Genomic DNA, 26,242 nt, shown 5'->3' with positions numbered 1-26,242 from the left:
TTGCTGATGACAAATCGGCAATCTGCCCTGGGTCAATTTTCAATCGGCAGGGTGGGTCAGTTTTCAATCAGCGCCAACAACTTGAGAAAAAGACGAACGTGTCGAACTCTCGATAATCACCTGGAGCCGCTGCCCGAACGACCTCAGCGGTCTGGCCTCCAATCCCATGCTGTATCCCCTTCACCAGTTCGACTTGATCGCAGCGCAGTGTACCGTTCATCAGCACGGATAAATCTCCGGAATTTTCAGAAAGTGGATCGACTCCACATGCACAAGCAGCCGAGAAAGTTCTAATGATAAAGCACAAAAATACGCAGTCGTTTGCCCTATGTATTATGTCCATGCTGCTCATGCAAGTTGGCCTCGCGTATTCGATTCCCATCATACGTTCAACGGGGGCCATCCATACATCTGCATATCGCTTGACTGTCGCAGCTCTTATTGTCACCGTTGTATGTGCTTCTAAGAAACGCAAGAAGATTCGTCGGTTATTTAATGCCGACACCTTTCTTTTAGGAATAGCCATGGCAGGGATGGCAATCTTTTTTTCGATAGCAATAGCCAATATGCCCTTGGCTCTTGCAACGTGCATAGAATTCATGCCCCCCCTGGCAGTTGTATGCTTATACCAAAAAACGACAAGGTCATTAATGCTAGTGGGTGGAGCATTGCTGGGAATCTACCTCATGCTCGCTAACACTCAAGAACATGAGCCAGCCACGCATATCTGGTCGGCTTTCGCTGCAGCTTCATGCTGGGCAGGTTATATCGTATTCGGTAAGCGAGTAAGCCAAAATAATTCGAGCATGTATGGCATCTGCCCAGCATTGCTAACCGCAGCCTGTACAAGTCTGATATTCAGCGCATGGGAACCAGGTACAACCCTGAGCATTCAGGAAGTCCCGCAAATTCTCCTGATCGCCCTGCTGTATCCTCTTGCCCCGTACATTTTAGACTTGCTAGCGTTGAAAACACTCAAGCATTCTACGTTCGGAATGCTGACTAGCGCAGAACCTGTATTAGCATTGGCTATCGGGGTTATCACGCTGGGTCAGACCCTGACCTACTTCCAGCTAGCCGGCTTATCTCTAGTTGTGTTTGCCAATGCTGCCAGTTTAACTGAACCTAAAAGGGCAGAAGAGGTATAAATGGATTACCTTAACGTTTTGGATCAACTAATACGCAACCAGTACCGGTGACGTGCTACGCCAACTAACAGATACACACCTGATAGCACGGCATCGCGTTGCGGCAGGCAACGAAGTTGATGCCATCCACAGAGCTACCCTCTTAGCGCGCCCAGTCGTAAAACCCCTGCATATACATTTTTAGTGGAAAGAAAAACAGTCAGTCGCAGCACTTCGAAGTCACCGCGTCGGCTGACACTACAACGGTGGGTTAAACCCAGGAAATCAAAAGTCTCCGGCTTTCTCAAACCTCGCTTCCTGCGATTCATCACAGCAAAACGACCGAACTCAATTAGTCGTATTTTCGAGGCGTTGAGCGATAGACCGAACCTGGCCAACCGTTCCTGCAACTGCATCAGAAACTGCTGAGCCTGCACTTTCGTCCTGAACTCCACCACGCTGTCATCTGCGTAGCGCACGATAACCATATCGCCACGGGCGTGGCGCGGGCGCCACTGCCTTGCCCATAAATCCAACGTGTAGTGAAGATAGATATTCGCGGCATCCCGAATTCCTGATTACGCGACTCAATGGCTGGCCAATCGGTTTCCCCTGTCAACGCTTCACCCTGCACCTCGCGGTGCAACATGCATGACTCGGGGCTTGGTTGATTCGCCATTTCTTACCAGTATCGAACTTTCATTGACTATCCTCTGCCAGCTTTAACTGGCGCTCTAAGCGTCCGGCGAAGCCACCTTCTCAATCCTGGACGTAAGGGCGATGGTGTCCGCCTCAAAATACGTGGACATCATCGCCCTTATTGTCAGATCACTCATTTCCTTTCAAAAGCGTCAATTCCGGTAAGTTGAGCAGATAGCGCCCAAAGGCGTTCGGCTTGATCAGGGTCTGCGGCATAGGGCCGGACGCCGACAAAGGATGGTGGTTCGCTTATGTCTAGCGATGCGATCTCACAGTCCTCGCAATACAAACCTCCCATGCCAGTTAACTCCGAAGCTGTTGCGGCCCAAACTTGGGTGGCCGCGCCCTGCTGCGTCGTCTTGAAAGTCGGATCTGCAAGGTGGCCGCTAACGTCTAGCCAGCCGGCGGCAATCATTTCTTTCTGCGCCAGATGACGCTGGAGCGGTGTGAGAATCTTGCCGGGATGAAGGGAGAAAGCACGGACACCCTCGCGTTGACCAAGCAGATCAAGGTGGACAGCAAACAATGCATTGGCCGTCTTCGACTGCCCATAGGCCAACCACTTGTCGTAGCCCTGCGTGAATTGCACATCGTTCCAGCGGATACCCGATTGGTGATGCCCTGCCGATGACACTACTACCACCCTTGCATGACCCTTGAGCGCAGGCCATAGCAAATTCACGAGCGCGTAGTGCCCCAGATGATTGGTAGCGAACTGTGCCTCCCAACCTGCCCCTACGCGGGTTTCCGGGCAAGCCATGATTCCCGCGCTGCCGATCAGGATGTCTATGTGTCGGTCGCTTGCCAGGAAACGCTGTGCGAAGTCATGCACGCTGGTCAGGTCGGAAAGATCCAGTCGCTCGATTTCCACATTGGGGATTCCACTAGTCTTCGCGCGAGCAGCTTCAACATCACGGGCTGCGACAACGACATGCGCGCCCGCATTGATCAGTGCTCGTGTCGTCTCCAGGCCCAGACCGGAATGGCCCCCAGTCACAATGGCGGTGGTGTTGGATAGATCGCGTCCTTGGAGTACCTCCGCTGCGGTGGTTGTCGCTCCAAAGCCGGAGTGAATGGGAGACTGTTTACCGTTCATGGCGTGTCCTTGAAAATCTGACAGGGAATAGGGGAAAAGCCCACGGCGACCATTATCTTGATTAGAATTAGGACCGTGAATGCAGCAAAGTCCAGTTATCTATCGAGATCGTCCTACACCTACGGATCCCCTGTCCGAAGCTCTCTCCCCCATGAATACTCATAGCTCTCTTTTTGCAGGTCTGAACGCTGGTGGAGACTTGCAATCGACTTCCCGCCGCCCGCAGGCGTCAAGTTCAATGCAATACTTGAAGGGACTTGTTGGCTAGCGGTGGAAGTCATGGAGCTACCTATCCTATTGACAGCCGGAGATTGCTTTCTTTTGCAACGCAAGCGGGCGTTTTCCCTGCGCAGCGACTTGTCATTTCCGGCCATCCACTCGGATGCGATCTATCGCCATGCCGTCCATGGCGTTGCCAGTTGTGGGACAGCCGATGCGTTTTTCCTCATTGGGGACCGCTTTGACTTCGGCGAGCAAACCCGCCTTCTATTTGACGGATTATGAATCGCACGGGTTTCGTAGACACAAACCAGCGCAGGTCCCGTTTGCTAGGGCAAGCCCAGCTACAACACCAGCGACTCCTCCCATGATGCGAGCCAAGGGCTACGTTTCTCGAGAGCAAGGTCAGAACTGGTACATGTCCGTGCTCCTCTCCTCCCGCCCGTATCTCACGCACGCCCCATACCCTCGTCGAGCCCACAAGCGTGGCAGCATCACCATAACCTCCTGATGTCCGAACAACGCAAATACTAGTTACTTAGATTTGCATTTGATATACATTCTCGTTCACTCTATTATTTCCTCAACTTGCAGAGCGTGGACGAGGCTTAGACATGACCAATGACACCCCTTATGACTTCATCGCAATAGGGCTGGGGCCTTTCAACTTGGGATTGGCGTGCCTCGCTGAACCGCTCGATGGTGTACGTAGCCTTTTTCTGGAAAAGAAGAATCAGTTCGCGTGGCACAGTGGCATGCTGCTGGAAGGCACTACCCTTCAAAACCCTTTCCTGGCCGACATGGTTTCCATGGCCGACCCCACCAACCCGCTGTCATACCTCAATTATTGCAAGCAGCAGGGCCGGCTTTACACCTATTACATTCGCGAAAACTGGTATCTCACCCGCCAGGAATTCGACCGTTACTGCAAATGGGCCGCCGCGCAACTGAAAAACGTGCGCTACCAACATAACGTGCAGGAAATCTGGCATGACCCCAAACGTGCCTGCTACGTCGTCGCCGGCGCTTGCGGGCCGCACAACACCGCGTTCCAACTACTGACTAAAAAGCTTGTAATCGGCATCGGCGGGGTGCCATACATACCCGCCTGCTTCACCAAGGCCGAGGGGGCTGTCGAGGCCGTACACACTTCGAACTATCTTAGCAACAAGGCCAACCTGCAACGTTGCAAGAACATCACGGTCATCGGCAGTGGGCAAAGTGGCGCCGAGGTCTATCAAGACTTGCTGCTGGAGTCCGAACGCCACCGTTATACGCTCAACTGGGTCACCCGCGCCTCGCGCTTCTTCCAGATGGAGAACGCCAAGCTGACCCTGGAACTGATCACACCCGACTATGGCAACTATTTCTACGGCCTCAAGCCTGAGGTCAAGCATAAGGTGCTGGACGACCAGCGCAGCATCTATAACGGCATCAACCAATCACTGATCGAACGCATCTACGAAACGCTGGACGAACGCAGCCACCGTGAAGCGCCAGCGACTCGCCAGATGACCAACCTGGCACTCAAGCACTGCGAATACGTGAGCGGCAGCGGCCAATGGGCGCTGACCTTCGAGCACACCCAACTGGGCCATCACTACATTCATTTCACCGACGGGCTGGTGTTCGCCACTGGCTATCGCTACCAGTTACCAAGCTTTATCGAAGGCATTCGCGAGCGGATTCGCTGGGACTCGGCTGGCCGCTACGATCCATCAAAAAGCTGGGCGGTAGACCACCAGAACCGCGAAATCTATGTACAAAACGTCGGCTTGCAAAGCCACGGGCTGACCAACCCCGACCTGGGCCTGGCCTGCTATCGAAACAGCCGTCTGTTAGCCGAACTGACCGGCCAGGACCCTTACCCCTGCGAGCCACATACCGCTTTCCAGGACTTCGCACCGGCCGCGGACAGCGGCTTCGAACTTCTCGACGGCCAAGGCACTTTCTCATGACGTTGCGCACTACCATCCTGATCATGTCGGCATTCGGCGTTATCAGTGATTCGATTCTGATCGCGTTTTACCCGCAGTTTTTCGAGGACCGCTACGGCATCACCAGCCCGGTGCATGTGGGTGCCTACATTGCCGCCATTTCCATCGCTGTGATGTGCATGCTGCCTGTGTGGGCACGGGTGGCTCGGCGAGTCGAGACTATGCACCTGCTCGCCTATACACAGCTCGCCGCCGCGCTGTTCTGCGTGATGTCGATCTGGGCACCCAACGCCCCGACCTATTGGCTGCTGACCATGCTCATGTTCATGACCAAGGCCAGCTACCTGTTGATGTTTCCGTATCTGATGCGTCTGCAGAAGCCCGATCAGCACAGCGTTACTATCGGCCTGCTGTCGGTCGTGGTGCACATCGGCGCCATCTTTGGCGCGGCGGTAGGCGGCCTGGTGCTTCAGCAATACGGACCGCGCCTGTGCATCGCCCTGATGGCCGCCGGCGACTTCATCCAGATGGGCCTATGCCTGTATCTGATCCGCAGTGGCAAAGTGGTCAAGGTCCTGACGCACGAAGAAAGGAACCGAAAGGCGCCTCCCTTCAAGCGCGCACCCGGCACCTTGGCACTGCTGCTCAAACTCAGCCTAGTGATGCTGATCTTCGATTTCAGCGCCTACCTGGTGCGGCCATTTTTCACCTTGTACTGGGAAGCCAGCACCGGGGTGCACAACCAGATGCTGACCGGTGTGATCTTTGCCATTCCCGGCATAGTCGCCCTGCTGGCGTTGATGATCAAACACTATGTGAAGAGTCCCCCGGCCTGGCTCGATCACACATTCGGCAACCTGCTGTTGGGCACCGTCGGGCTGTTGTTACAGGCTGCGCCGTCAATGCTGCTGATCATCGTCGGCCGCTGCCTGTATGGCTGGGCCATGTTCCAGGTGATCGTCAAGTTGGAGGTCACCCTGTTCAAGATCAGCACCCCCGACGCCTATGCCCGGGACTTCAGTATCACCAACTTTTTCCAGAACCTGGGCGTGCTGCTGTCGTCATTCGGCGCCGGCTACCTGGTGAGCCTGGTAGGCGTGCAAATGACCTTCGCCATTGCCGCCGCCGGCATGCTGCTCACAGCGGTCATCGACCGTTGGTCTTTGCGTGTTGATCGCTACCACCAGGTGCCCGCCCAGCTCGAAGGCGAAACTAGGGAAGAATGCCATGCGATATGACCTGATAACGCCCGCCGAGGGCCGTCCCGAACTCAGCCCAGACTTGAGCCTTCGACCGCTGGACCTGACAAGCGACATCGCAGTGATTCACCCCTGGTACCAGATGGACTACGCGCACTACTGGAACATGCAGCACATGACTGCCATTGCCACCCGCGACTTTTATGCCGACGGTGCCAGCAGTGGGCATCTGCATGCCTACATGGGCTTCTACCAAAACACCCCGGCGTTCGTGGTGGAGTGTTACGACCCGGCCGATGACGCGCTGGGCAAGCTCTACCCGGTACAAACCGGCGATAGGGGCATGCACTTTTTCGTCGGCCCCTGTGAGCAGCCCATCCGCCATTTCACCCGCGACATTCTGCGCGTGGTCATGGCCTTCGTCTTCGACCACCTGCACGCCCGGCGTGTGGTTGTCGAGCCGGACATCCGCAACACCAAAGTGCATCGACTCAACGCCATGGTCGGCTTCGTCAACCAGGCCGTTATCGAACTTCCCAGCAAAACGGCCCAATTGGCTTTTTGTACCCCAGAAGACTTCACCAACTCTCTGAGAGGATGAATCCACCGATGAACACGCAAATTTCAAATTCTCCCGCTACTGCCGTCGCCCACCTCACCCCGCAGGTGTGGGCCAAAGTCAATCGTTTGCTGGTACGCAAGGCCATCAGCGAATACGCTCACGAACAAGTCTTTAGCCCCACTTCCCTGGGTGCCGCCGAACGTGAAGGCTGGTCGCATTATGAATTGCAGGCCGACACCGAGCAGTGCCGCTATCAATTCCAGGCGCGGAACATGGCCCTGCGCCACTGGGCTATCGATCCGGCCAGCATCGTGCGTGAGCTACAAGGCCAGAAGCAGCCCATCGACGCGCTGACGTTCATCAACGACTTCAAGCACACCCTGGGAATTCCGGCGGACAAGCTGCCTGTGTACCTGGACGAAATCAGTAGCACCCTGTTTGGCGCCGCCTATAAGCACAGCCGCGACTATCTGACCAGCAAGGCGCTGGCCGATGCTGACTATCAGGACTTCGAAAGCGCCATGACCGAAGGCCATCCAGGCTTCGTCGCCAACAACGGCCGCCTGGGCTTCAACGCGCTGGACTATCAGGCCTACACCCCGGAGACCGGCGCGCGTTTTCCGGTTATCTGGCTGGCCGTGCACACCGATAACGCCCATTTCGCCGCTATTCCCGGACTGGACCACGACACGCTGATGCGCCAGGAACTGGGTAACGCGACCGTCGACGCGTATCGCCAGCAACTCACGACCCTGGGCCTGGATAGCAACGCCTATATTTTCATGCCGACCCACCCGTGGCAGTGGTACGAGAAGTTGAGCATCATGTTCGCCGCTGATGTTGCCAACCAGAAGATCATCGCTCTGGGCACCAGCTCAGATGAATACGTCGCTCAACAATCGGTGCGCACCTATTTCAACACCAGCAATCCACACAAATGCTACGTGAAAACCTCGCTGTCGGTCCTCAACATGGGCTTCATGCGCGGCCTCTCCCCGTACTACATGGCCGGTACTCCAGCCATAAACGCTTATCTGCACGAGCTGATTTCCAGCGACCCGGTACTCAACGACTATGGCTTCGGCATCCTGCGTGAAGTGGCCTCGGTGGGGTATCGCAACCGATACTACGAAGCGGCGCAGGAAACCGACAGCCCCTACAAGAAAATGCTGTCGGCACTGTGGCGCGAAAGCCCATTGAAACGCCTGAAGCCAGGCGAGCGCCTGATGACCATGGCCGCTCTGCTGCACATCGACCCTGAAGGCAATGCCTTGCTGCCTGAACTGATGCGCCGCTCGGGTCTGGAACCTGTGGCCTGGATGCGCCAATACCTCAAAGCCTTCCTGCAACCGTTGATTCACTGCTTCTATGCTCACCATCTGGTGTTCATGCCACACGGCGAGAACCTGATTCTGGTACTGGAAGGGTATGTACCGACACGGGTGTTCATGAAGGACATCGCCGAGGAATCGGCCATTCTCGACAAGAACGCCAAGATGCCCGAGGGCCTGGAACGCCTGGCCGTAGATGTACCTGAAGACTATAAGATCCTCGGTATTTTCATCGACGTGTTCGACGGCGTTTTCCGCCACATGAGTCAGATCCTCGAGGAAAACGGCTGCATGGTAGAAGAGACCTACTGGCGCACCGTGGCCGAATCGGTGATTGACTACCAGCAGGCTCATCCCGAATTGCAGCACCGCTTTGATCGGTACGACTTCTTCGCGCCCTCATTCCTGCATTCCTGCCTGAACCGTCTGCAGTTGAAGAACAACCTGCAGATGGTCGATCTGGCCAACCCTGCCGGCAGCCTGATCATGGCCGCCCCCCTGGATAACCCTGTCGCCCCTTTCGCGCCGCTACCCAGCCAATCCGCAGCGGTCATCCGCCGAGACAAACTACAAGCCTAAAAGCCCCACGTTTGGCCTTCACAAGAGGCCAAACGCCCCCACACCACCTGCAATACCGCGCCCCTGGGGCCCGTGCCGAGATGGCCTCAGTGAAATCAGCGCAAGGAGCAATTGAATGGTCAACTTCGGTCGCACAGCCCAAAAGGAAACTCTGCTGGCAGAGCTCCATGAGGAGTTACCTCAGCTACCGATTCACACCTATTGCGATCCTGAGATCTACAAGATAGAACAAGAGTTGATTTTTCAGAACAGTGCTCGGTACATAGGGCACGAAATGATGGTGCCCAATGTAGGCGACTGGTACGCCCTGCCCCACGACGACTATTCGCGAATTTTGGTGCGCAATGAAAATGGGATCGAGTTGCTGTCCAACGTCTGCCGTCACCGACAGGCCTTGATGCTCGGCGACTTCAGCCCCGACGCCCCGAATTCGATGATCCGCCGCGGCAACCTGCGCGCGACGGGGGGGCGCATCATGTGCCCGCTCCACGCATGGACCTACGACAACACCGGCTTGATCGTCGGTGCGCCGAAGTTTCCCGAGCGGCCCTGCCGCAACTTGCCTCGGTACCCCTTGCATAACGTCGGCGGCTTCCTGTTCGAAGGCCCGCGCGACCCTGTCAACGACATCGCCAAACTCTTCAACCACCCGGAAATGGACTTCAGCGGCTACGCCATGGACCACGTGGAAATGCACCCATGCAAGTGCAACTGGAAAACCTTCCTCGAGATATACAACGACGATTATCACATCGCCACCTTTCACCCGGGGCTGCGTAAATACGTGCGCAGTGAGGGTCTGAAATGGGAATACGACGATTGGTACAGCCTGCAACGGATCAATGTCACCAATAACCTGGAGCGCTCCGGCACAGATGCCTACAAAGCCTGGCACGACGGCCTGATAGCTGAATACGGCGATGGGGCGCCTGAGTTCGGGGCGATCTGGGCCAGTTACTACCCCACCCATATGATCGAAGTATTTCCTCAAGCCCTGGTGTTGTCGACGGTATACCCCAAGGGCGTACACGAATCGATCAACGTGGTCGAGTTCTACTACCCGCAGCACTTGATGGAAAACAACCGCGAACTAGTGGAATCCCACCGCGCGGCCTACATGGAAACGGCCATTGAAGATGACGAAATTGCCGAGCGTACCGACGCTGGGCGCCGGGCGCTCTACCAACGTGGGATCGACGACAGCGGCCCTTACCAAATCCCACTAGAAGAAGGCATGCAGCACTTCCACAGCTGGTACCGCGCGGTCATGGGGGGCGCTATTCATTCACGCTCCGCATGATTGCCCTCCAACTACACCGCTTTGCACATCTGCCAACCCACTAATCCATAACATAAATAGAAGCATCCACATGAACAGACACCCCAACCCACACGATCAACTTTCACGGGTACGACCTTTTCAATCGTCTTCAAGCTCTTTTACCCTGGCACTGGCATTAAGCGTGGGCCCGGTCGCTGGTCTGTTGACGCCGCTGTATGTACTGGCTGCCGAAACTGGGCAAACCGAGAACAGTAACGGATTGGTGCTCACACCGGTGAATATAAATGCCGAGCAGGCGCCGGTGCCCAGCATCACCGAACAAAGCGATTCGTACACCATCGGCGCGACCCGCACCGCTACGCGACTTGATCTCTCACCTCGGGAAACACCACAAACCACCACCACGCTCACGCGTCAGCAACTCAAGGACTTCAAACTCAATAGCGCAAACGACGCACTGCAGGCGGGCGGGGTGAGCGTACAACGGGTTGAAACCGACCGCACCTACTTCTCGGTACGCGGCTTTGATGTGTCCAACTTCCAGCTTGATGGCATTGGAATGCCATTCAGCTCCGAAGAACAGATGGGCGACATCGACACTTTTCTATACGACCATATCGAAGTGCTCAAGGGCGCCAACGGGCTGACCTCCAACCCTGGCAACCCGGCCGCGACCATCAACTTTGTGCGCAAACGCCCCACTCACGAATTCCAGGCCGAAGGCTCGATCGGCTATGGCTCCTGGCAGAACCGTCGCAGCGAGTTTGATGTCTCCGGCCCCATGAACGATCAGGGCACGCTCCGCGGGCGCGCGGTGTTTGCCGGCCAGGAAGGCAACTCCTACCTGGACCGCTACTCCACCAGCAAAACGGTGTTTTCCGGGGTACTGGAAGCCGACCTTACCGACAGCACCACCGCCACTCTGGGCTATTCGGAACAACGCAACCGGCCCGATGGCATCATGTGGAGCGCATTGACGCTGTACAACACCGACGGCTCCAAAGTGGACTACAGCCGCTCGCACAACACCGCGCCGGATTGGAGTTACTGGGACACCAACGACAAGCAGACCTTCGGCGAATTGCTAACTGACTGGGGCGGAGGCTGGGAGACCAAAGCCTCCCTCAACTACCGTGAAATCACTTCTGATGCCGAAATGCTCATGGCCGGTGGCGTGCCCGACGCTGTAACTGGCTTGGGGCTGACCACCTACGCTTCGAAATTCAATCGTGCTGAACGGCAAGTGCTGGGCGACATTTACTTGAAGGGCCCATTCGAGCTGTTCGGTCGTTCCCATGAGGTGGTGGTGGGCGCCAACTGGTCCCGTGACGACACCCACTGGACCTCCCGCGACGATGCTCTCAATATCGCCTTGCCGCCAGTATGGGAATACGACGGCGACTACGCGAAACCGGCCTTCGCCGATGTCACCAGCTCCGCAGACTACATAACCTACCGTCACGGCTACTACGCCGCGGGGCACTTCAACGTTACCGACGACTTGAAGCTGATCGCTGGCGCAAACTTTACCAAACTTGAAAGCAGCGGTGAGCGAACGGGTGCGGCCAATGACTACAGCAAGTCGAAAGTAACGCCGTACTACGGCGCCGTTTATGACTTTTTGCCCAACTATTCGGCGTATGTAAGTTACACCGAAATCTTCAATCCTCAGACGCAAATCGACGCCTCGCAAAAACTGTTAGCCCCTGTGGAAGGCAACAGCGTCGAGGGCGGGATCAAAGGCGAGTGGTTCGATAAACGGCTCAATGCCAGCATGTCCCTGTTCCGCACCAAGCAGGACAACACCGCCGAATATAGCGGCTACGACACCACCGGTGGCTTCTCTTACTACACCGCGGTCGATACCATTTCCGAGGGTTACGAGCTGACCGTGGCTGGCGAACTGGCCCCAGGCTGGGAAGTGAACGGTGGCCTGACCCACCTATTTTCATTGAAAAACGATGAGGGCGAAAAAACCCGCACCTACATACCGCAAAACTCGGTCTATTTGAGCACATCCTACAAAGTGCCGCAGGTCAAAGGGCTAAAAGTGGGCGGCAGCGTGAACTGGCAGAGCGATATCTTCCGCGAACAAGGCACCAGCACGAGTGGCGAAACGATCATCAGTCGACAGGGCTCTTATGCGGTAGCCAACGCATTAGCCAGCTACGACATCGACGCGCACTTCAACGTGTCGCTGAACGTTAATAACCTGCTAGATCGAAAGTACCTGACCAGCCTGTACTGGGCGCAGTCCTACTACGCCCCTTCGCGTAACGCGATGGTGACGCTGGCCTGGAAATACTAAAAACGCTAAGCAGCGAGCAGCCGGAAAACCTGACTGCTCGCAACTTAAAACTGCATTGCTTGAGCAATGGCGACCGCCAAGTTTTCTACACAGAATATACCGCCGTGAGTCCAGGTCGAACGAATTGCTGCCACTCGCCCCTCTTCTACAAACGGCATCCGCTGCCACAATCGAGTGCTGAACAAGCGCTCGCGTTGCGCAAACGGCTCGATATACAACACGACACCCTGTTTTATTTGCCCAAGTTCGGTAACAGGAACCTGCACACTCCCCCAACGACTTGCCGGAGTCGGGTAAGCCGGCTGTAACCCGAGTAACTGCATGGCGTGCTCGGGCATGGAGTTAGGCCCCATGATGAACACGGCCGTGGGCGAGGCGAAACGTACTACTGTGACCTTGGGTGGCTGACCGGCGAAACGCTCGGCAATAGAGCGGCGCAATCCGGCAATATGCGCGTCCATGGCGGCCAGCTGTTGTTGCGCGACCTCGACACGACCCAGACGCCAGGCCAGATCGAGAAAGTTACGTCGTTGCAGCAAGCGGTTGTTCTGAGCCTGGGTGAAGTCGCCATACACCACCACCGGTGCGATGCGCTGTAACTGCGGGCGGATGTCCTCAAGCAACGGTGTGATCAGAATGAGATCAGGTTTCAGTTGCGCCAGCAAGTCCATGTTCGGCTCATTGCGGCTACCGGCATCGGGCACCGAATCGGGCAGTTCAGGATGCACCACCCAGGTACGGTAATCTGGCGCTTCTGCTACCGCTACGGGAGTAATACCCAGTTTCAATAAGTGCTCGACCATCTCCCAACTCAGCGCAACCACCCGCGGCGATTCAACTGCTGTGGCCAACAGCGGACAAAGCATCAGCAAGCAACCCAGCCACACCGCGCGCAGCCGCTTCATAGCCAGCGCTGCCGAACTAGCAGGTACACGAAATACAGACCACAAAGCACTGAAGCGACGATGCCCACCGGTACTTGCAAGGGGAAAATCATAGTACGACCCAGCCAATCGGCGATCAGCATCAACAGCCCCCCAAGCACAGCAGCCAGCCACAACTGGGCAACCACCCGGCGGGCGCCAAACAGTGCCGCCATATGCGGTGCCAGCAGACCGACAAAAGCCACCGGCCCGAGCAGGCTGGTGACCAGGGCACACAGCAGCGCGGCCAGCACCAGCAATACCAGACGCACCCGCCGCACCTCCAGACCACGGCTGCGAGCAGTACCTTCGTCCATGGAAATCAGGGTCAAAGCCCTCTGGAACGACAAGCTCAGCACCGATAGCAACGCCACGCCCACAGCCAGCCCAACGGACTGACCAGCAGACACCCGATAGGTCGAACCGGCCAGCCAGCCGAGCAAGGCCAAGGAGTCACCGGATGCCTTGACCAGGCAGAATTGTAGACCTGTGTTGAGCAGCGCCCCCAGAGCAATCCCCACCAGAACCATCACGCCAGGGGCATAATCATGGCGACGGCCCAGCACCAGCAACAAGCCAAGCACGATCATACTGCCGCTGAACGCCGCCAGCGGTGCCTTGAGCCAAAACAGGTTGTTACCCGCCACCAGCAAGATCAGCATCACTGCCAGAGCAGCGCCGGCGGTGATGCCGAGGATGTCCGGACTGGCCAAAGGATTGCGTAACAGCCGTTGCAGCAGTAGCCCAGCCACCGCCAGCCCGCTACCGGCGGCAACCGCAGTCAGCACCCTTGGCCAACGCAGCGACCAGACCAGGGACGACGGCCATTCCAGTAGCCAACCGTCGAGGCTGCGATTGACACAAAGGCTCAGCAGCAACGTCAGGCACACCATTAGCGGCAGCGTCCAGCGCAGCCGCACCGCCAGTCCTCGCGTGGATGTACCCATCAGACTCAGGGAACGCAGGTCTTTGGCCGCCAGTTTTCGGCGCAACAGCCACAGCAAGGCTGGGGCACCGATCAACGCCGCAGTGGCACCGGTCGGTACCAGGTCGCCCAGGAAATTGGTCAAGAGCAAAGCCAGGATATCGCTGCCCAGCAGTACCAGCATGCCCACCAGACTGCTGTATAACAGTTCGTCGCGCGGCGTGCGCGCACCCAGCAGTCGTGCCAGGTTAGGCGCGATCAGGCCGATGAAACCAATCAGTCCCACCGCGGTGATCGACACCGCGCTTAGCCATAGGGCCGACAGAAACAGCCCCAGCAACACCGGCCAGAGATTCAAGCCTCGAGCTTGCGCGGCCCGACTACCCAGTTGCAGCAACGCCAGGGGCCGTGGCGCAAACATGATCAGCAGCGCCCCTACCGCCAATTTGGGCCAAAGCCAGCTCACAAAATACCAGTCTATTTGCCCCAGGTCGCCCGCGCCCCACACGGAAACCCCACGGCTTTGCTGGTGGTCGATCAGCAAAATAGCCGCCGCCACCGCGCCCAGCAGCAAATTCATCGCCATACCGGCCAAGACCATGGGCAAACCAGCAATACCGTCGCGCCCGGCAATCAGCAAAACCACGCCGACCGCCAGCACCGCACCGCACAGTGCAGCCCACTCGCCATGACTGGTGACCAGCGTCGGCGCCACAGCACTCAAGCACAGCAACCCCACCCAGGCGCCCGACGAAACACCGATGGTCATCGGCGATACCAAGCGGTTCTGGGTCAGCTGTTGCAATAAGCTGCCGGATAAGCCCATGGCGGCTCCCACCAACAAGGCCATAAGCAGCCGTGGAAGAACAGCGAGCGAAAAGGTCAGGTTTTCCAGGCTATCGTCACTGGGAGCCAGGGCCTGAGCCAACTGTTGGCTCAGGCTCAATGGCGTGCTGATCTGCAAATAAAGCAGCACCAGCACGGCAAGCAAACTCAGGCTGAGCAGGTAACGTCGCAGCACGGTATAGCCACTCCTGGGGCAAATATCCGGCGCCGCGCACTCGACCGCATCAGCTGACAACGGCAATCCTGTTTCTATGGTCGGGCTGATCCAGTAACTGGATAGCGACACCGTAGAGCTCGCTCAACACCTCAGTGCAAAGCAGTTGCGCGGGGCTGCCATCGAAAAATACCCGGCCCTGCTTCAGCGCGACAATGCGATCGGCATAGCGGGCGGCGAGATTGATGTCATGCAGGATGGCGACGATACCCCGCCCGGCCGAGCGGTTGAGCTGGCGCAATAGCGACATCAGTTCATATTGATGGGCCAGGTCCAATGCGGAGGTCGGTTCGTCCAGCAGAATCAACGGTGCCTGCTGCGCCAGTGACATGGCAATCCAGGCCCGTTGGCGCTCGCCGCCAGACAGGCTATCGGCCATGTGTTCAGCGTAATGGCCGATATCTGTTTGCTGCAGGGCCCGCTCGGTCAAACGGTAGTCCTCGGCTTGCCACCGCCCAAACAGACCACGCCAGGGGTAACGCCCCAACATCACCAACTCACGCACGGTCAGCCCCGGAGCTCCGGGAAAGTGTTGCGGCAAAAAGGCTACATGGCGGGCGAAGTCACGCACGCTGTACTGTTCCAGCGGTTTGTTGTGCAACTCGACATGACCTCTGTCGGCAGTGAACTGCCGGGCCATGAGGTTCATCAACGTCGATTTTCCTGAGCCGTTGTGACCCAGGATTACAGTGAACTGATCGCAGGCGATATGTAGCCGCTCTACGGCTAGAATAGTGCGCGCGTCACGCCTTACAGCAATGCCTTGCAGACTCAGCATTGCAGCGTGAACTCCTCGCGCAGACGCTGTAAACGCTCTTCCTGTTTGTGTTTGGGACATGTGTTGCACAATTCGCCATCGGCTCGGCGAAAATGCTGGCAGCACACCTTTCGGCCTAGCGCCAGACACTGGCGCCCATCATCGGTCTGCACCTCGATCAACGAACTGCCCGGCGACAAGGCCAACGCTTCCATCCATTGTCCCTCCAGGTCGCGTACCTGGGCATTGCCCATGGGTTGGCAGCGGTCGACCCACAATAATGCTGCCCGAGCGCAGTCGGCGGCCAGCAGACGGGCCATCTTCGGGTAAATCTGGCAGACGCTGTTGAAGTCGCTCAGTTGCCGGTCGACAAATTGGCACAACTGCTCGGCCGCAAAGCGGATCAAATCAGCCTGACGGCCTTCGCGCGGCCAGTGAGGGGGCAAGCAGAAGCCACCGACCTGTCCCTCGCTGACGGTCTGCCCCATCTTCGCCAGGCTCGGCACCTGATGGGACAAATGCACCGCCAACAGGCTCAAATAAATTGGCTGCCAGATCACCAGTGACCAACTGTGAATGGCCCAGTAATGCGGCCCGGCCTCGGGGTGCGCAGAAACCCAATGGGCATGCAATGCCGCGATCCTGAATGGGTTGCTGGCACAGCCGTCAACCAGTTGACCACTACGGGCCTCACCCACTCGACCAGCCATTCGGGGTAGCGCCTTGGTAGCAGTGTCGATCAATCGAGCAAGGTCTGTGTTGGCTTGGCACATGTCGTTCAACCTCTTAACCCTGCCGACGCAACGACGGTCAGATCTAGGAAGAAAGAGGCTTAGTAAAACATACAAATCTTAATGCTTCAAATTATCATTTGGTTACAGTTCTCAACTTGAATGCCTCCTCTCAGCCTCAGCTTATCGATGCAGAAGCTTCTGAGGCTTTTCGAGCAGATCAGCCACATGTGGGCGCGCCAACCGAATTGGAGCGATTAGGATCTGAAAAAATCACCTCGCCAATCTGATAGTCTTCGGCAGATACGGCCAATCGCTGGCCGAGTGTTCTCGGTGCGACGGAGCCTGACCGATAACGCGACCCTAACCTCGAAAAGGTGGAAAGCAGACCGACCTCCCGAGCGAGTTTCGGAAGCTACACGGCGCGAGTTATTGATGTGGACGACTTCGATAAGGAAGAGTTGCAACTCCCCATCCACCTTCGGGAACACTTCCCGATCAATCAACTTCGTAACTCGGCCTTGTGCAGGAAGATCTTCTTCACGAACAGGTCATCTACCCCCTGCACCGCGTTGACGTCCGACGTCTCGACCGGCAATAACGACTCGATCCCCCAACCGTGCAGACGCTGGGACACGGGCAGCGGAACGTCGTTGACCCTCGCAAACACCTGCGCGTACTCATCCGGGTGCGTCTTGGCCCACTCGGAGGCCTTGGCCAAACGCTGCAAAACATCGTTGAGCGCTTGGCGTTTGACCTTGTCAGTCAGCACATCATCCGACGCGGTAATGAACGTCAGTCCGGTGTTGATGCTCACGCGCGCCGTTTTCCTGCGACGGCACCTGGCGCAATGCCTCAAAGAGCGGCGCGGAGCCCTGAAAATTCGCCCACTCCACTTGATACGGGATGCCGTCGGATGCTTTCGACGCCTCCACCATGGAACGCGAACCCTCGGCCTGATCACCGAGAATCAACTTGACCTTTGACCAGTCGACTTTCTCCGTAGCGGCGACTGATTGCTTGTTTTCAGCTTCAGCGCCGCAGCCAGCCATCGCTAACACGACGGCCAACAACCCGACTGCGCCATGACACGGGCCAGGTTCAACGAACGAAACAGCATGGTTCAATGCATCCTTGTTACTCGGTTGTAAAAACGCGTGAGGTACGGGCAAAACGTCGACGTTGCTCAGCGGCGGCATGCGCCGGCTCAGCGTCCAGCGGCACCTGCGGCGCATGCCCTGCTGTCGCATCAACCCCCAACAGCCTAAGCAAACGCGTGCGAATAGCCTGAAATCCCGGTTGTGCAGTGCTGCGTTGGCGTGGCAATTCAATGCGCAACTCGTCGGCAATTTTGCCGTCCGCCAGGACGATGACCCGGTCTGCGAGCAATATGGCTTCGTCGACGTCATGAGTGACCAACAGCACCGCCGGCGTGTGCTTACGCCACAGGTCGATGATCAACTGGTGCATGCGAATCCGCGTCAGGGCATCCAATGCCGCGAACGGCTCGTCGAGCAGTAAGAGCTTGGGTTCACGCACCAGCGCACGGGCCAATGCCACACGCTGTGCTTCGCCGCCAGACAGCGTCGCCGGAAATGCAGTAACGCGATGGGCCAGACCAACTTCGGTCAGTGCCTGTTCGGCGTGACGTTTGCCTGCGCCATTGCGCAGGCCCAGCACCACGTTGCGCCAGGCGCTTTTCCAGGGCATCAGGCGCGGCTCCTGAAACACCGCCGCCCGCGCCAAGGGCACGCGCAGTTGCCCACTGTCGATGCTGTCCAGCCCGGCCAACATCCTCAATAACGTGGTCTTGCCCGAACCACTGGCGCCCAGCAATGCGACGAACTCCGCCGGCGCGATGTCCAGGTCCAGCTCATCGATCACGCGTTGTTCACCGAATTGGCGGACCACATTGCGCAATTGAACCGGTGCAGGATTACGTGATGTGTCGGCGCCCGATGCGCCGTTGCTACGATCAATAGCCAGATCAACAGCCATGTTCAAGTCCTCACGAAAGTTGGGCGCCACGCCAGCGCATAACGCTCCAGCGTGCGAATGATGCCGTCGATGACCAGTCCGAGAACGCTATAGATCAGCAGGCAGATCACGATCACGTCAGTGCGCATGAAGTCCCGCGCATCGCTGGCCAGGAAGCCGATGCCTGCGGTGGTATTGATCTGTTCGACGAACACCAGGGCCAGCCAGGAGATCCCCAGCGAATAGCGCAACCCAACAAAAAACGAGGGCAACGAGCCCGGCAGAATGACGTGCCAGATCAGCTCGCGACGATTGAGGCCGAGGGTGTTGGCCGCCTCGATGAGTTTGGGGTCGATGTTGCGAATCCCGGAAAACAGATTGAGGTACACCGGGAAAGTCGTGCCGGTGACGATCAGCGCGATCTTGGTGAATTCGCCGATGCCGAACCACAGAATGAACAGCGGCACCAGGGCCAGCGATGGAATGGTGCGCAGCATTTGCATGGGTGAATCAAGGATCAGCTCACCGCGCTTCGACAGGCCGGTCACCAATGCCGCCACCACGCCAATGGTCACGCCGATGCCTAACCCTAGTAGCGCACGATGCAGTGATACCCACAGGTGCTTGCCGAGTTCGCCCGACACAATCATCGCCCATAACGTGCCGCCAATCTGCGACGGCGCGGCGATGACCCGGCTGGGAATCCACCCGGCCTGCGACGCCAGTTCCCATAAAAGCAGCAAGGCGATGGGACTGAGCAGGCGAAGCACGAAGGCGGGAATGTGCCAGCGGTTGTCGGCACTGTCTTTTTGTACCGTGGGACGTTTGTTGACCGTGAGAAAACCGGCATCAGCCGCCAAAGGTTCGAGGGTGGTTTCGGTCATGGGCATCCTTCCTGAAAGACTTGAACGAGCCGAATGCGCGATCAGTGCGGAGCCCATCGTATTCGTATAAAAAACGCTGGGGAAAGGTCGTTTAAGAATAACCTAATAATCGATATCCTGATTTTGCACATCTAATTACATGCAGTTTTTTTATAGTTAGCTTAGCGCCGAATCGAATTTCACAACCGCGCGCCCTGACCCTATGTTGCTTGTTCGCATGGGCGCGATGCCGACACGGCACGTCTGAAACATGCCTACGATGAGAAGGAGTTGTTCATGAGCGTTGAATTCACCGGTTACATCGCCACGTAGCCGGGGTCGGAAATTCCTCACCGCAGTGGACCGACGATCCAGCCCGACTACGTTGAAAGTTTCCAGAGCCCACGAAGACGCCGGCTTTGACCGGGCGCTGGTGGCCTTTCATTCCAACAGCCCGGACACTGACGCCGGCCGTGAGCAGGCTGTCATTGCGCGGGAGCATCACGCTCTTGTCGCCCAGGTCCGCCACCAGCCGCTCGCGCTCACCCAAGTCCTGCGCCACACCCTCGTAACGGTGATAAGCAATACGCCCGGAAAACGCCAGTGAATGCTGAGAAATCAGCAACAACCCGCCCTTCTGCGCCGACACCGCAATGCCGTCGCGCGTATGGGTGTGCAGCACGGCCTGAAGATCAGGTCGCGCCGCATGAATAGCGCTGTGGATCACATAGCCCGCGTGATTGGTCCCAAGCCCGGCGGGTCATCGATGAGGGTGCCGTCGATGTCCACTACCGGTTCCATCTTGCCGATGGATACACCGACGATGTTTTCCGGAAAAATCTTGCCAGCGGGAAACAACGCCGCTGCGGCGTCCAGTTCGCCGTTCTCGATCTTGCCGATCAGGTGACTGCCCCAACCGGTCACGACCTGCTCCCGCAGACGGGGAATTGCCCGCGCAGGTGCTTGAGCGCGTCGAGTAACACCACGTCGCCAATGGTTTGCGGTACGCCCAAGCGCAGCAAACCGCTGGGCGGCGTGTCGGTGGCAACCAGTTCACGCAATGAGCCCATCCCCTGCAGAATCGCCAGGCACTTCTGATACACCTGAATGCCCATGGGCGTAGGTTTGAGCGGCTTGGTGTTGAGGTCGAACAACTCGACGCCCAGCGCCTGCTCAAAGTTCTGCACCCGGCGCGTGATCGCCGGCTGCGTCAGATCCAGCGATTCAGCGGCATGGCCGATCGACTGACAACGAACAACTGCCACGAAGGCATCGACATCATCAATTTCATTCGGACCGTACATAGAAGATGGGGGACAAGATAGGCAAAAAGCATCATTCCGAATCGGAAATCTGGATAGCCCACAGATTTTCTGTAGGACGAGCTTTCTCAGGAAGCTGGCACCTCAGCGTTACCTGACATCCCCGCGTCGTGAGCTTCGCGGGCAAGCACCGCTCCAACAGGTCTAATCAATCCCAAGCCAAACCCGATCCCTGTAGGAACGAACTTGTTCGCGAGGCGTTTGACCTGACACGCTCCAGAACAGCATCGCCAAGGAGTTGGAGCGGCGCCACGATCGTAAAAAGAAATTAAAGACATTTTGGTTATAACCTAATCATTAAAAAATAGCATATTATCTCGAAACATTATGCTTATATTAATCCATGCCTCAATCAAGCGCTGGAACCGACATGACGCAAACCCGACACCCTGAGCGCCTGCGTGAATTCATCGGCGCGCTCGCTGAATTGATCGACAGCAACCCTCGCAATGGCGACCTGCTGCACCGCGGTGGCAAGCTACTGGGGCAACTGGTCGGCTTCGACGACTGGCTGCCCGATGAGTTCGTCATTGCCGACCCGACCCGTTATCAACAGTTTCTGCTGCACGCGGACTCGCGTCCGCTTTTCTCCATCGTGAGTTTCGTCTTGGGGCAGGTCAGAGCACACCGATTCACGACCACCGGGTCTGGGGCCTGATCGGCATGCTGCGCGGCGCCGAATATTCACAGGGCTATGCCCGTAGCGCCGACGGGCGTCTGGAAAAAGAAGGCTCGGCGATTCGTCTTGAGCCTGGCCAGGTTGAAGCCCTGTCGCCGCGCAGCAACGACATCCATCAAGTGAGCAACGCCTTCGACCAAGTGTTGATCAGCATCAGCGTGTTTGGCGCGAATATCGGGGCAGTCCGCCGCGCGGTGTATCAACCTAACGGTACTGAGAAACTGTTTATTTCCGGCTACGCCAACGCCTATCTCCCGAATATCTGGGACCTATCCAAAGGGGACCAAGCCCAATGACTCAAGCTCGTCATAACGATACCGCGATGCGATCCTTCGCTGACATCCGCAGGGCGTTGCTCGCCAAAGAAGAAGTTGCGTTGCTCGATGTGCGCGAAGAGGCGCCGTTCCCCGAAACTCACCCCCTGTTTGCGGTCAACATCCCGCTGTCGAAGCTGGAGCTGCAAGTGCTGTCGCGCGTTCAGTGTCACGACACGGCCATTACCCTGTACGACAGCGGCGAAGGGCTGGCGCAGATCGCGCAACAACGCTTGCAGGATCTGAGCTACAGCGGTGTGGGATTGCTGCAAGGTAGTCTGCAGGGCTGGCGCGACGCCGGTTACGAGTCTGAAACCGGTGAAAGCCAGCTCGCCTCGCTTCGCATCGACCGCTACCGCCGCCCGTATGAAGGCACCGATGCACCGCGCGAAGCGATGCAGGCGTATCTGGACTGCAAGTTCGGCCTGGTGGAACAGCTTGGCCGCGACGGCACACTCGGCTTTTTCGTGATCTGATGCTTCAAGGCGCGGCCGCCATGGCCGCGCCTTTCCAACGTTCCACACTTCCCTACCCGACCCCTCTCCAGGCGGAGGTTAATGATCAACAACCAAGAGAGGTAGTATCACCATGTCTGTCGTTCTTGAAATCGCAAAAAGCCATGCCCAGTCAAACTCGCAGCCACACACGCAAACGGCCCTGCAGGTCACGCAGCTGGAGCCCACCATCGGTGCAGAAATTTCCGGCCTCGATCTGAACCAGCCGCTGACGCCTGCTGTCCGTGACGAAATTCGCCAGTTGCTGCTCAAGCACAAGGTGATTTTCTTTCGTGACCAGGACATCAATACCGCACAGCAAATCGCCTTCGCCCAAGCGTTCGGCGAGCTGTACGTGCACCCGACCACGCCACAGAACGATCCGGACAAACCCCAGGCGCATCTGATTCAGGCTCAAGACGATCGCAAGCTGTATGGCCCGCGCACCAGCGGCCGTTGGCACACCGACACCAGCTGGATGCTCAAGCCGACACTGGGCGCCGTGCTACGCGCGGTGGATTTGCCGCAGGTTGGTGGCGACACCCTGTGGGCCGACGCTGGCGCGGTGTATCGCGCGCTGCCTGAGGACCTGCGCGAGGAGATCGACACGCTGTACGTGGTGCATGACTTCAAGAAATCGCTGGATCTGGTGGGCGTCGATTATCCGATCCTCGCTCACCCGCTAGTGCGCACCCACCCTGAAACCGGCGAAGAAAGCCTGTTCATCAACTTCTCGCAAAACCCGTCGGTGATCGGCTGGGAACCCGCGCGCAGCAAGGCACTGGTCACTCGGCTGCTGGAAGAATTCAGCAAGCCCGAGCATCAGGTGCGTTTCAAGTGGCGCAAGAACTCCATCGCCTTCTGGGACAACCGCTCGACCCTGCACTATCCGGTTTACAACTACGGCGACTATCCACGGCGCATGGAACGCGTGCTGATCGCCTACGACGACATTCCGCATCGGGTCAGGAAAGCGGCAAGCGCCGACGTCTGAGCGCAGTGATTCACCCACTTCATTTTTCAGCCCTGAACACGACGACGCCTGACACGGCGTCGTTGCGGGCACGTGCGCGCTTGCAGAAACGACCACGTCGTCTGTAGGAGACAACTTGTTGACGAGACATTTTTGTGGGGTGTCATGCCAGACGCTTCGCGAACTAGTTCGCTCCTACAGAGGGAACGCTGGCACGCGCACAATACTTTTCAAGGACGTCGATTCATGCCTGCGATAAACATCCGCTCGAAAAACACCTACATGGCCTACGCCGCGTTCAGCCTGCTGAGCGCCAGCGCTTACACCTACGCCGCCGACAGCGACGACCAGACCCTCAACACCGTGGTGGTCACCGGCAACCGCGGCAGCCAACCGCGCACTGTGGCCGACAGCCCGTCGCCGATCGATGTGATCAGCGCCGAACAGTTGCAGGCCACCGGCAAGGTCGGATTGAAAGAAGTACTCTCGCGCCTCCTGCCGTCGTTCAACCTGCCGGCGATCAATGGCGGCGGCACGTCGTGGTCAGTGCGTGGCGTGACCATGCGCGGCCTGTCCGGCGATCAGGTGCTGGTACTGGTCAATGGCAAACGTCGGCACAACACCGCATTGATCAACAACTTGGCGCGGATCGGCACTGCTGCCGTGCCGGTCAACCTGGATTTGATCCCGGTGTCTGCCGTCGACCACATCGAAGTGCTGCGCGACGGCGCTTCGGCGCAATACGGCTCGGACGCCATTGCCGGGGTGATCAACATCATCCTCAAGGAAAACGACAACGGCGGCAGCGCCGAGACCAGTTTCGGCAAGTACGGCAGCGGCGACGGCGACACTACGCACCAGACCTTCAACTACGGCATGCCGCTGGCCGGCGATGGTTTCCTCAATCTGGCGCTAGACACCAAAGAGCAGGAACCCTACAGCCGCAGCGGCAGCGCCACCGGCCAGTTGTACGGCACGCCGGGCAACCCCGACAGCCGCGATCAAACCGTCAGCCGCCATGGCTGGAACCCGAGCTACGGGCTGGGACGGGAGAAGGTCACCAACGGTAGCTACAACCTAGAAATCCCATTGCAGGACGACCTCAAGCTGTATTCGTTCTCGACAGTCAGCTACATGGAAACCACCAAAGTTACTGGCAACTATCGGCCCAATGAAATCAATTCACTGGCAGGCGACCCCGACACGCCCTACCCCGACGGCATCCACGCCCAACGGCGCAATCGCACCATCGACTTTCAACTCGCGGGCGGCCTCAAAGGCGAAGTCGGCGGCTGGAATTACGACGTCAGTTCGACCTGGGGCGAAGACGATTCAACCCTCAACGCCAACAACACGATCAACCCATCGCTGGGCCCTACCAGCCCGACATCGTTCAACCTGGCCTCACAGATTTTCGATCAGTGGACCAACAACTTGGATTTCAACCGCAGCTTCGACATCGGCCTGAAAAATCCGCTGCAAACCTCGTTCGGCTTCGAGCACCGTTTCGAGCGTTATGAAATCGAAGCGGGGGATTACGCAAGCTACACGTCGGGCAGTTACGTGCTGCCCAGCGGACCCTTTGCCGGCACCACGCCGCTACCGGGACTGGCGTCTTATAACGGCACCAGCAAGGCCGATGCGGGTAGCATCAGCCGCAACAACGTCGCCAGTTACTTCGACCTCGGGCTAGATGTCACGGACAAATGGTTCGTCGGGGTCGCCGGGCGCTACGAGCATTACACCCAGGACATCGGCAGCACCTGGAGCGGAAAGTTTTCGACGCGCTATGAAATCCTGCCGGGGTTCGCGCTGCGCGGCACGGTCAACAATGGCTTTCGCGCGCCGTCACTGGCGCAGACGATTTACTCGTCATCGACGTTTACCTCCGGCGGGATCGTCGATGGCTAGCGCCTGTCGGTGCCGGTCAAGGTACTGCCGGTGGACACGCCAGAGGCCAAGGCACTGGGCGCGGAAAAGCTCAAGCCCGAGAAGTCGCTCAACTACAGCTTTGGCTTCACCTACGAGCCAGTGAACAACTATCGCCTGACCACCGACTTCTATCAGATCGCAATTCGTGACCGCATCGTGTCCACCAGCCTGCTGGGCGGGTCTGCAGTGTCGCAAATCCTCGCCGCCAACGGCCTGTCGCCGTCGCTGTATGCGCAGTACTACACCAATGCGGTGGACACGCGTACCCGAGGTGTCGACGTCGTAAACGAGTTCCGCCAGGACTTGGGGCGATACGGCAACGTGCGCTGGAGCGCGGCGTACAACTGGAACCAGACCAAGATCGAAAAACTGCAGGACAACCCGCAGCAACTGGCGAGTCTGGGGTCGCAATATCAGCTGTTTGACCGGCGCTTGCAGAAGGATCTGACGGTGGCCACGCCGCAGTCCAAACTGATCCTGGCGTCAAACTGGAAGGTCGACGACTACGACGTCAATCTCGCGGTGACCCGTTTTGGCAGTTACATCGAGGGCGACAACGACCCGGTCAACGACCGCAAGTTCTCGGCCAAGTGGATCACCGATCTGGATGTGGCCTACAGCCTGACCAAACAGCTGACCGTGGCATTGGGGGCCAACAACCTGTTCGATGTGTACCCGGACAAGAAAGGTATCAAGGATTGGGCCGGCGCCTACGAATACGGACAGTTCTCTCCGTTCGGGTTTGGCGGCGCGTACTACTACACGCGGCTGGCGTACAACTTCTAAAAGCAGATGCGTAGCCGTGGGAGCGGACTCGTCCGCGAAAGCAATGCGTCAGGCCCCGGAGATTTGTCGGATTCACTGGCCTCTTCGCGGAAAGGTCCGCTCCCACATGGAATTGATATATCCCGGCAGATCCTCGCCTTATGCACAACCTGTAGGAGCCAACTTGT

The 26,242-nt window shown here is 57.7% G+C and carries 19 protein-coding genes and 6 pseudogenes; 13 read left to right on the top strand and 12 right to left on the bottom strand.

Translation table 11 applies throughout. The features are described from left to right. The first annotated feature begins 293 nt into the window (after nt 1-293). On the top strand, nt 294-1,148 hold the full coding sequence (locus CE491_RS26345) for an EamA family transporter (protein WP_110951256.1): 855 nt from the start codon (nt 294-296) through the stop codon (nt 1,146-1,148). Nucleotides 1,149-1,282: 134 nt separating this feature from the next. Here the strand turns inward: CE491_RS26345 and CE491_RS26340 are convergent, their stop codons facing one another. Together CE491_RS26340 and CE491_RS26335 are read right to left on the bottom strand one after the other, a co-directional pair. Next, on the bottom strand, nt 1,283-1,681 hold the full coding sequence (locus tag CE491_RS26340) for a reverse transcriptase domain-containing protein (RefSeq protein WP_267894499.1): 399 nt from the start codon (nt 1,679-1,681) through the stop codon (nt 1,283-1,285). Between the two features lie 278 nt (nt 1,682-1,959). After that, on the bottom strand, nt 1,960-2,922 hold the full coding sequence (locus tag CE491_RS26335; protein WP_110951255.1) for an SDR family NAD(P)-dependent oxidoreductase: 963 nt from the start codon (nt 2,920-2,922) through the stop codon (nt 1,960-1,962). Between the two features lie 204 nt (nt 2,923-3,126). Here CE491_RS26335 and CE491_RS26330 point away from each other — a divergent pair, with 204 nt between their 5' ends. From CE491_RS26330 to CE491_RS26300, 7 genes are all read left to right on the top strand, one after another. Then, nucleotides 3,127-3,426, top strand: coding sequence for a cupin domain-containing protein (locus CE491_RS26330; protein ID WP_110951254.1), 300 nt, complete (start codon nt 3,127-3,129; stop codon nt 3,424-3,426). A gap of 329 nt (nt 3,427-3,755) precedes the next feature. Further along, nucleotides 3,756-5,099, top strand: a complete 1,344-nt coding sequence (locus CE491_RS26325; RefSeq protein ID WP_110951253.1) for a lysine N(6)-hydroxylase/L-ornithine N(5)-oxygenase family protein — start codon at nt 3,756-3,758, stop codon at nt 5,097-5,099. Next, the gene (locus CE491_RS26320; RefSeq protein WP_110951252.1) at nt 5,096-6,316 is read left to right on the top strand and encodes an MFS transporter; all 1,221 of its coding nucleotides are present in this window, start codon (nt 5,096-5,098) and stop codon (nt 6,314-6,316) included. Before CE491_RS26325 ends, CE491_RS26320 begins: the two co-directional genes overlap by 4 nt. After that, entirely contained in the window at nt 6,306-6,878 is a 573-nt protein-coding gene (locus tag CE491_RS26315; protein ID WP_110951251.1) for a GNAT family N-acetyltransferase, read from the top strand. Before CE491_RS26320 ends, CE491_RS26315 begins: the two co-directional genes overlap by 11 nt. 8 nt (nt 6,879-6,886) lie before the next feature. Then, on the top strand, nt 6,887-8,749 hold the full coding sequence (locus tag CE491_RS26310) for an IucA/IucC family protein (protein ID WP_234407683.1): 1,863 nt from the start codon (nt 6,887-6,889) through the stop codon (nt 8,747-8,749). Between the two features lie 115 nt (nt 8,750-8,864). Beyond that, on the top strand, nt 8,865-10,049 hold the full coding sequence (locus tag CE491_RS26305; RefSeq protein ID WP_110951249.1) for an aromatic ring-hydroxylating oxygenase subunit alpha: 1,185 nt from the start codon (nt 8,865-8,867) through the stop codon (nt 10,047-10,049). A gap of 163 nt (nt 10,050-10,212) precedes the next feature. Continuing rightward, nucleotides 10,213-12,339, top strand: a complete 2,127-nt coding sequence (locus CE491_RS26300; RefSeq protein WP_199885258.1) for a TonB-dependent siderophore receptor — start codon at nt 10,213-10,215, stop codon at nt 12,337-12,339. 44 nt (nt 12,340-12,383) lie between these two features. On the opposite strand, the gene CE491_RS26295 is transcribed toward CE491_RS26300, so the two are convergent. The 8 genes from CE491_RS26295 to CE491_RS26265 all read right to left on the bottom strand — a co-directional run bounded on the left by CE491_RS26295 (nt 12,384) and on the right by CE491_RS26265 (nt 19,596). After that, nucleotides 12,384-13,244: an iron-siderophore ABC transporter substrate-binding protein gene (locus CE491_RS26295; protein WP_110951247.1), complete on the bottom strand. Its 861-nt coding sequence runs from the start codon at nt 13,242-13,244 to the stop codon at nt 12,384-12,386. Then, nucleotides 13,241-15,208, bottom strand: coding sequence for a Fe(3+)-hydroxamate ABC transporter permease FhuB (gene fhuB / locus CE491_RS26290; protein WP_110951246.1), 1,968 nt, complete (start codon nt 15,206-15,208; stop codon nt 13,241-13,243). The genes CE491_RS26295 and fhuB overlap by 4 nt, the downstream gene beginning before the upstream one ends. A 49-nt stretch (nt 15,209-15,257) precedes the next feature. Further along, the gene (locus CE491_RS26285) at nt 15,258-16,025 is read right to left on the bottom strand and encodes an ABC transporter ATP-binding protein (protein WP_110951245.1); all 768 of its coding nucleotides are present in this window, start codon (nt 16,023-16,025) and stop codon (nt 15,258-15,260) included. Beyond that, nucleotides 16,019-16,777 carry a siderophore ferric iron reductase gene (locus CE491_RS26280; RefSeq protein WP_110951244.1) on the bottom strand — a complete coding sequence of 253 codons (759 nt, stop codon included), beginning with the start codon at nt 16,775-16,777 and terminating at the stop codon, nt 16,019-16,021. Before CE491_RS26280 ends, CE491_RS26285 begins: the two co-directional genes overlap by 7 nt. A gap of 460 nt (nt 16,778-17,237) precedes the next feature. Continuing rightward, entirely contained in the window at nt 17,238-17,552 is a 315-nt protein-coding gene (locus tag CE491_RS31390; RefSeq protein ID WP_407681373.1) for a type 2 periplasmic-binding domain-containing protein, read from the bottom strand. Next, nucleotides 17,509-17,808 (bottom strand): hypothetical protein, encoded by a 300-nt coding sequence (locus CE491_RS31385; RefSeq protein WP_407681372.1) that lies wholly within the window; start codon nt 17,806-17,808, stop codon nt 17,509-17,511. Before CE491_RS31385 ends, CE491_RS31390 begins: the two co-directional genes overlap by 44 nt. 64 nt (nt 17,809-17,872) lie before the next feature. After that, the gene (locus tag CE491_RS26270; protein WP_110951243.1) at nt 17,873-18,733 is read right to left on the bottom strand and encodes an ABC transporter ATP-binding protein; all 861 of its coding nucleotides are present in this window, start codon (nt 18,731-18,733) and stop codon (nt 17,873-17,875) included. Between the two features lie 2 nt (nt 18,734-18,735). Further along, complete coding sequence (locus tag CE491_RS26265; RefSeq protein WP_110951242.1) at nt 18,736-19,596, bottom strand: ABC transporter permease; 861 nt, start codon at nt 19,594-19,596, stop codon at nt 18,736-18,738. Between the two features lie 324 nt (nt 19,597-19,920). On the opposite strand from CE491_RS26265, the pseudogene CE491_RS30895 reads away from it, so the two are divergent. Continuing rightward, a pseudogene (locus CE491_RS30895) lies at nt 19,921-20,038 on the top strand (LLM class flavin-dependent oxidoreductase); the annotation flags it as partial. Here CE491_RS30895 and CE491_RS31085 read toward each other — a convergent pair. Both CE491_RS31085 and CE491_RS26260 read right to left on the bottom strand, forming a co-directional pair. Continuing rightward, nucleotides 20,033-20,367 (bottom strand): annotated as a pseudogene (locus CE491_RS31085) (class II aldolase/adducin family protein); the annotation flags it as partial. The pseudogenes CE491_RS30895 and CE491_RS31085 overlap by 6 nt on opposite strands. After that, a pseudogene (locus CE491_RS26260) lies at nt 20,362-20,879 on the bottom strand (LysR family transcriptional regulator); the annotation flags it as partial. The pseudogenes CE491_RS31085 and CE491_RS26260, both read right to left, overlap by 6 nt. Nucleotides 20,880-21,267: 388 nt before the next feature. Between CE491_RS26260 and CE491_RS26255 the strand changes: the two are divergent. The 4 genes and pseudogenes from CE491_RS26255 to CE491_RS26240 all read left to right on the top strand — a co-directional run bounded on the left by CE491_RS26255 (nt 21,268) and on the right by CE491_RS26240 (nt 26,075). Further along, nucleotides 21,268-21,872: pseudogene (locus CE491_RS26255) on the top strand (cysteine dioxygenase). Then, nucleotides 21,869-22,198, top strand: a pseudogene (locus tag CE491_RS26250) (rhodanese-like domain-containing protein); the annotation flags it as partial. The pseudogenes CE491_RS26255 and CE491_RS26250, both read left to right, overlap by 4 nt. Nucleotides 22,199-22,478: 280 nt before the next feature. Then, entirely contained in the window at nt 22,479-23,378 is a 900-nt protein-coding gene (locus CE491_RS26245) for a TauD/TfdA dioxygenase family protein (RefSeq protein WP_110951240.1), read from the top strand. A gap of 144 nt (nt 23,379-23,522) precedes the next feature. Next, a pseudogene (locus CE491_RS26240) lies at nt 23,523-26,075 on the top strand (TonB-dependent receptor plug domain-containing protein). Nucleotides 26,076-26,242: the final 167 nt, after the last annotated feature.

It is taken from the genome of Pseudomonas bohemica (genome assembly GCF_002934685.1).
Classification (GTDB): domain Bacteria; phylum Pseudomonadota; class Gammaproteobacteria; order Pseudomonadales; family Pseudomonadaceae; genus Aquipseudomonas; species Aquipseudomonas bohemica.
This window is presented reverse-complemented; position numbering and strand designations above follow the sequence as displayed.

Excerpts from the sequence above, each read along its gene's own strand:
- CE491_RS26325 (WP_110951253.1), top strand. The coding sequence starts at position 3,756 with ATGACCAATGACACCCCTTATGACTTCATCGCAATAGGGCTGGGGCCT.
- CE491_RS26265 (WP_110951242.1), bottom strand. The coding sequence starts at position 19,596 with ATGACCGAAACCACCCTCGAACCTTTGGCGGCTGATGCCGGTTTTCTC.
- CE491_RS26315 (WP_110951251.1), top strand. The coding sequence starts at position 6,306 with ATGCGATATGACCTGATAACGCCCGCCGAGGGCCGTCCCGAACTCAGC.
- CE491_RS26245 (WP_110951240.1), top strand. The coding sequence starts at position 22,479 with ATGTCTGTCGTTCTTGAAATCGCAAAAAGCCATGCCCAGTCAAACTCG.
- CE491_RS26280 (WP_110951244.1), bottom strand. The coding sequence starts at position 16,777 with ATGTGCCAAGCCAACACAGACCTTGCTCGATTGATCGACACTGCTACC.
- CE491_RS26285 (WP_110951245.1), bottom strand. The coding sequence starts at position 16,025 with ATGCTGAGTCTGCAAGGCATTGCTGTAAGGCGTGACGCGCGCACTATT.
- CE491_RS26305 (WP_110951249.1), top strand. The coding sequence starts at position 8,865 with ATGGTCAACTTCGGTCGCACAGCCCAAAAGGAAACTCTGCTGGCAGAG.
- CE491_RS26270 (WP_110951243.1), bottom strand. The coding sequence starts at position 18,733 with ATGGCTGTTGATCTGGCTATTGATCGTAGCAACGGCGCATCGGGCGCC.
- CE491_RS26335 (WP_110951255.1), bottom strand. The coding sequence starts at position 2,922 with ATGAACGGTAAACAGTCTCCCATTCACTCCGGCTTTGGAGCGACAACC.
- CE491_RS26345 (WP_110951256.1), top strand. The coding sequence starts at position 294 with ATGATAAAGCACAAAAATACGCAGTCGTTTGCCCTATGTATTATGTCC.
- CE491_RS26320 (WP_110951252.1), top strand. The coding sequence starts at position 5,096 with ATGACGTTGCGCACTACCATCCTGATCATGTCGGCATTCGGCGTTATC.
- CE491_RS26310 (WP_234407683.1), top strand. The coding sequence starts at position 6,887 with ATGAACACGCAAATTTCAAATTCTCCCGCTACTGCCGTCGCCCACCTC.
- CE491_RS26295 (WP_110951247.1), bottom strand. The coding sequence starts at position 13,244 with ATGAAGCGGCTGCGCGCGGTGTGGCTGGGTTGCTTGCTGATGCTTTGT.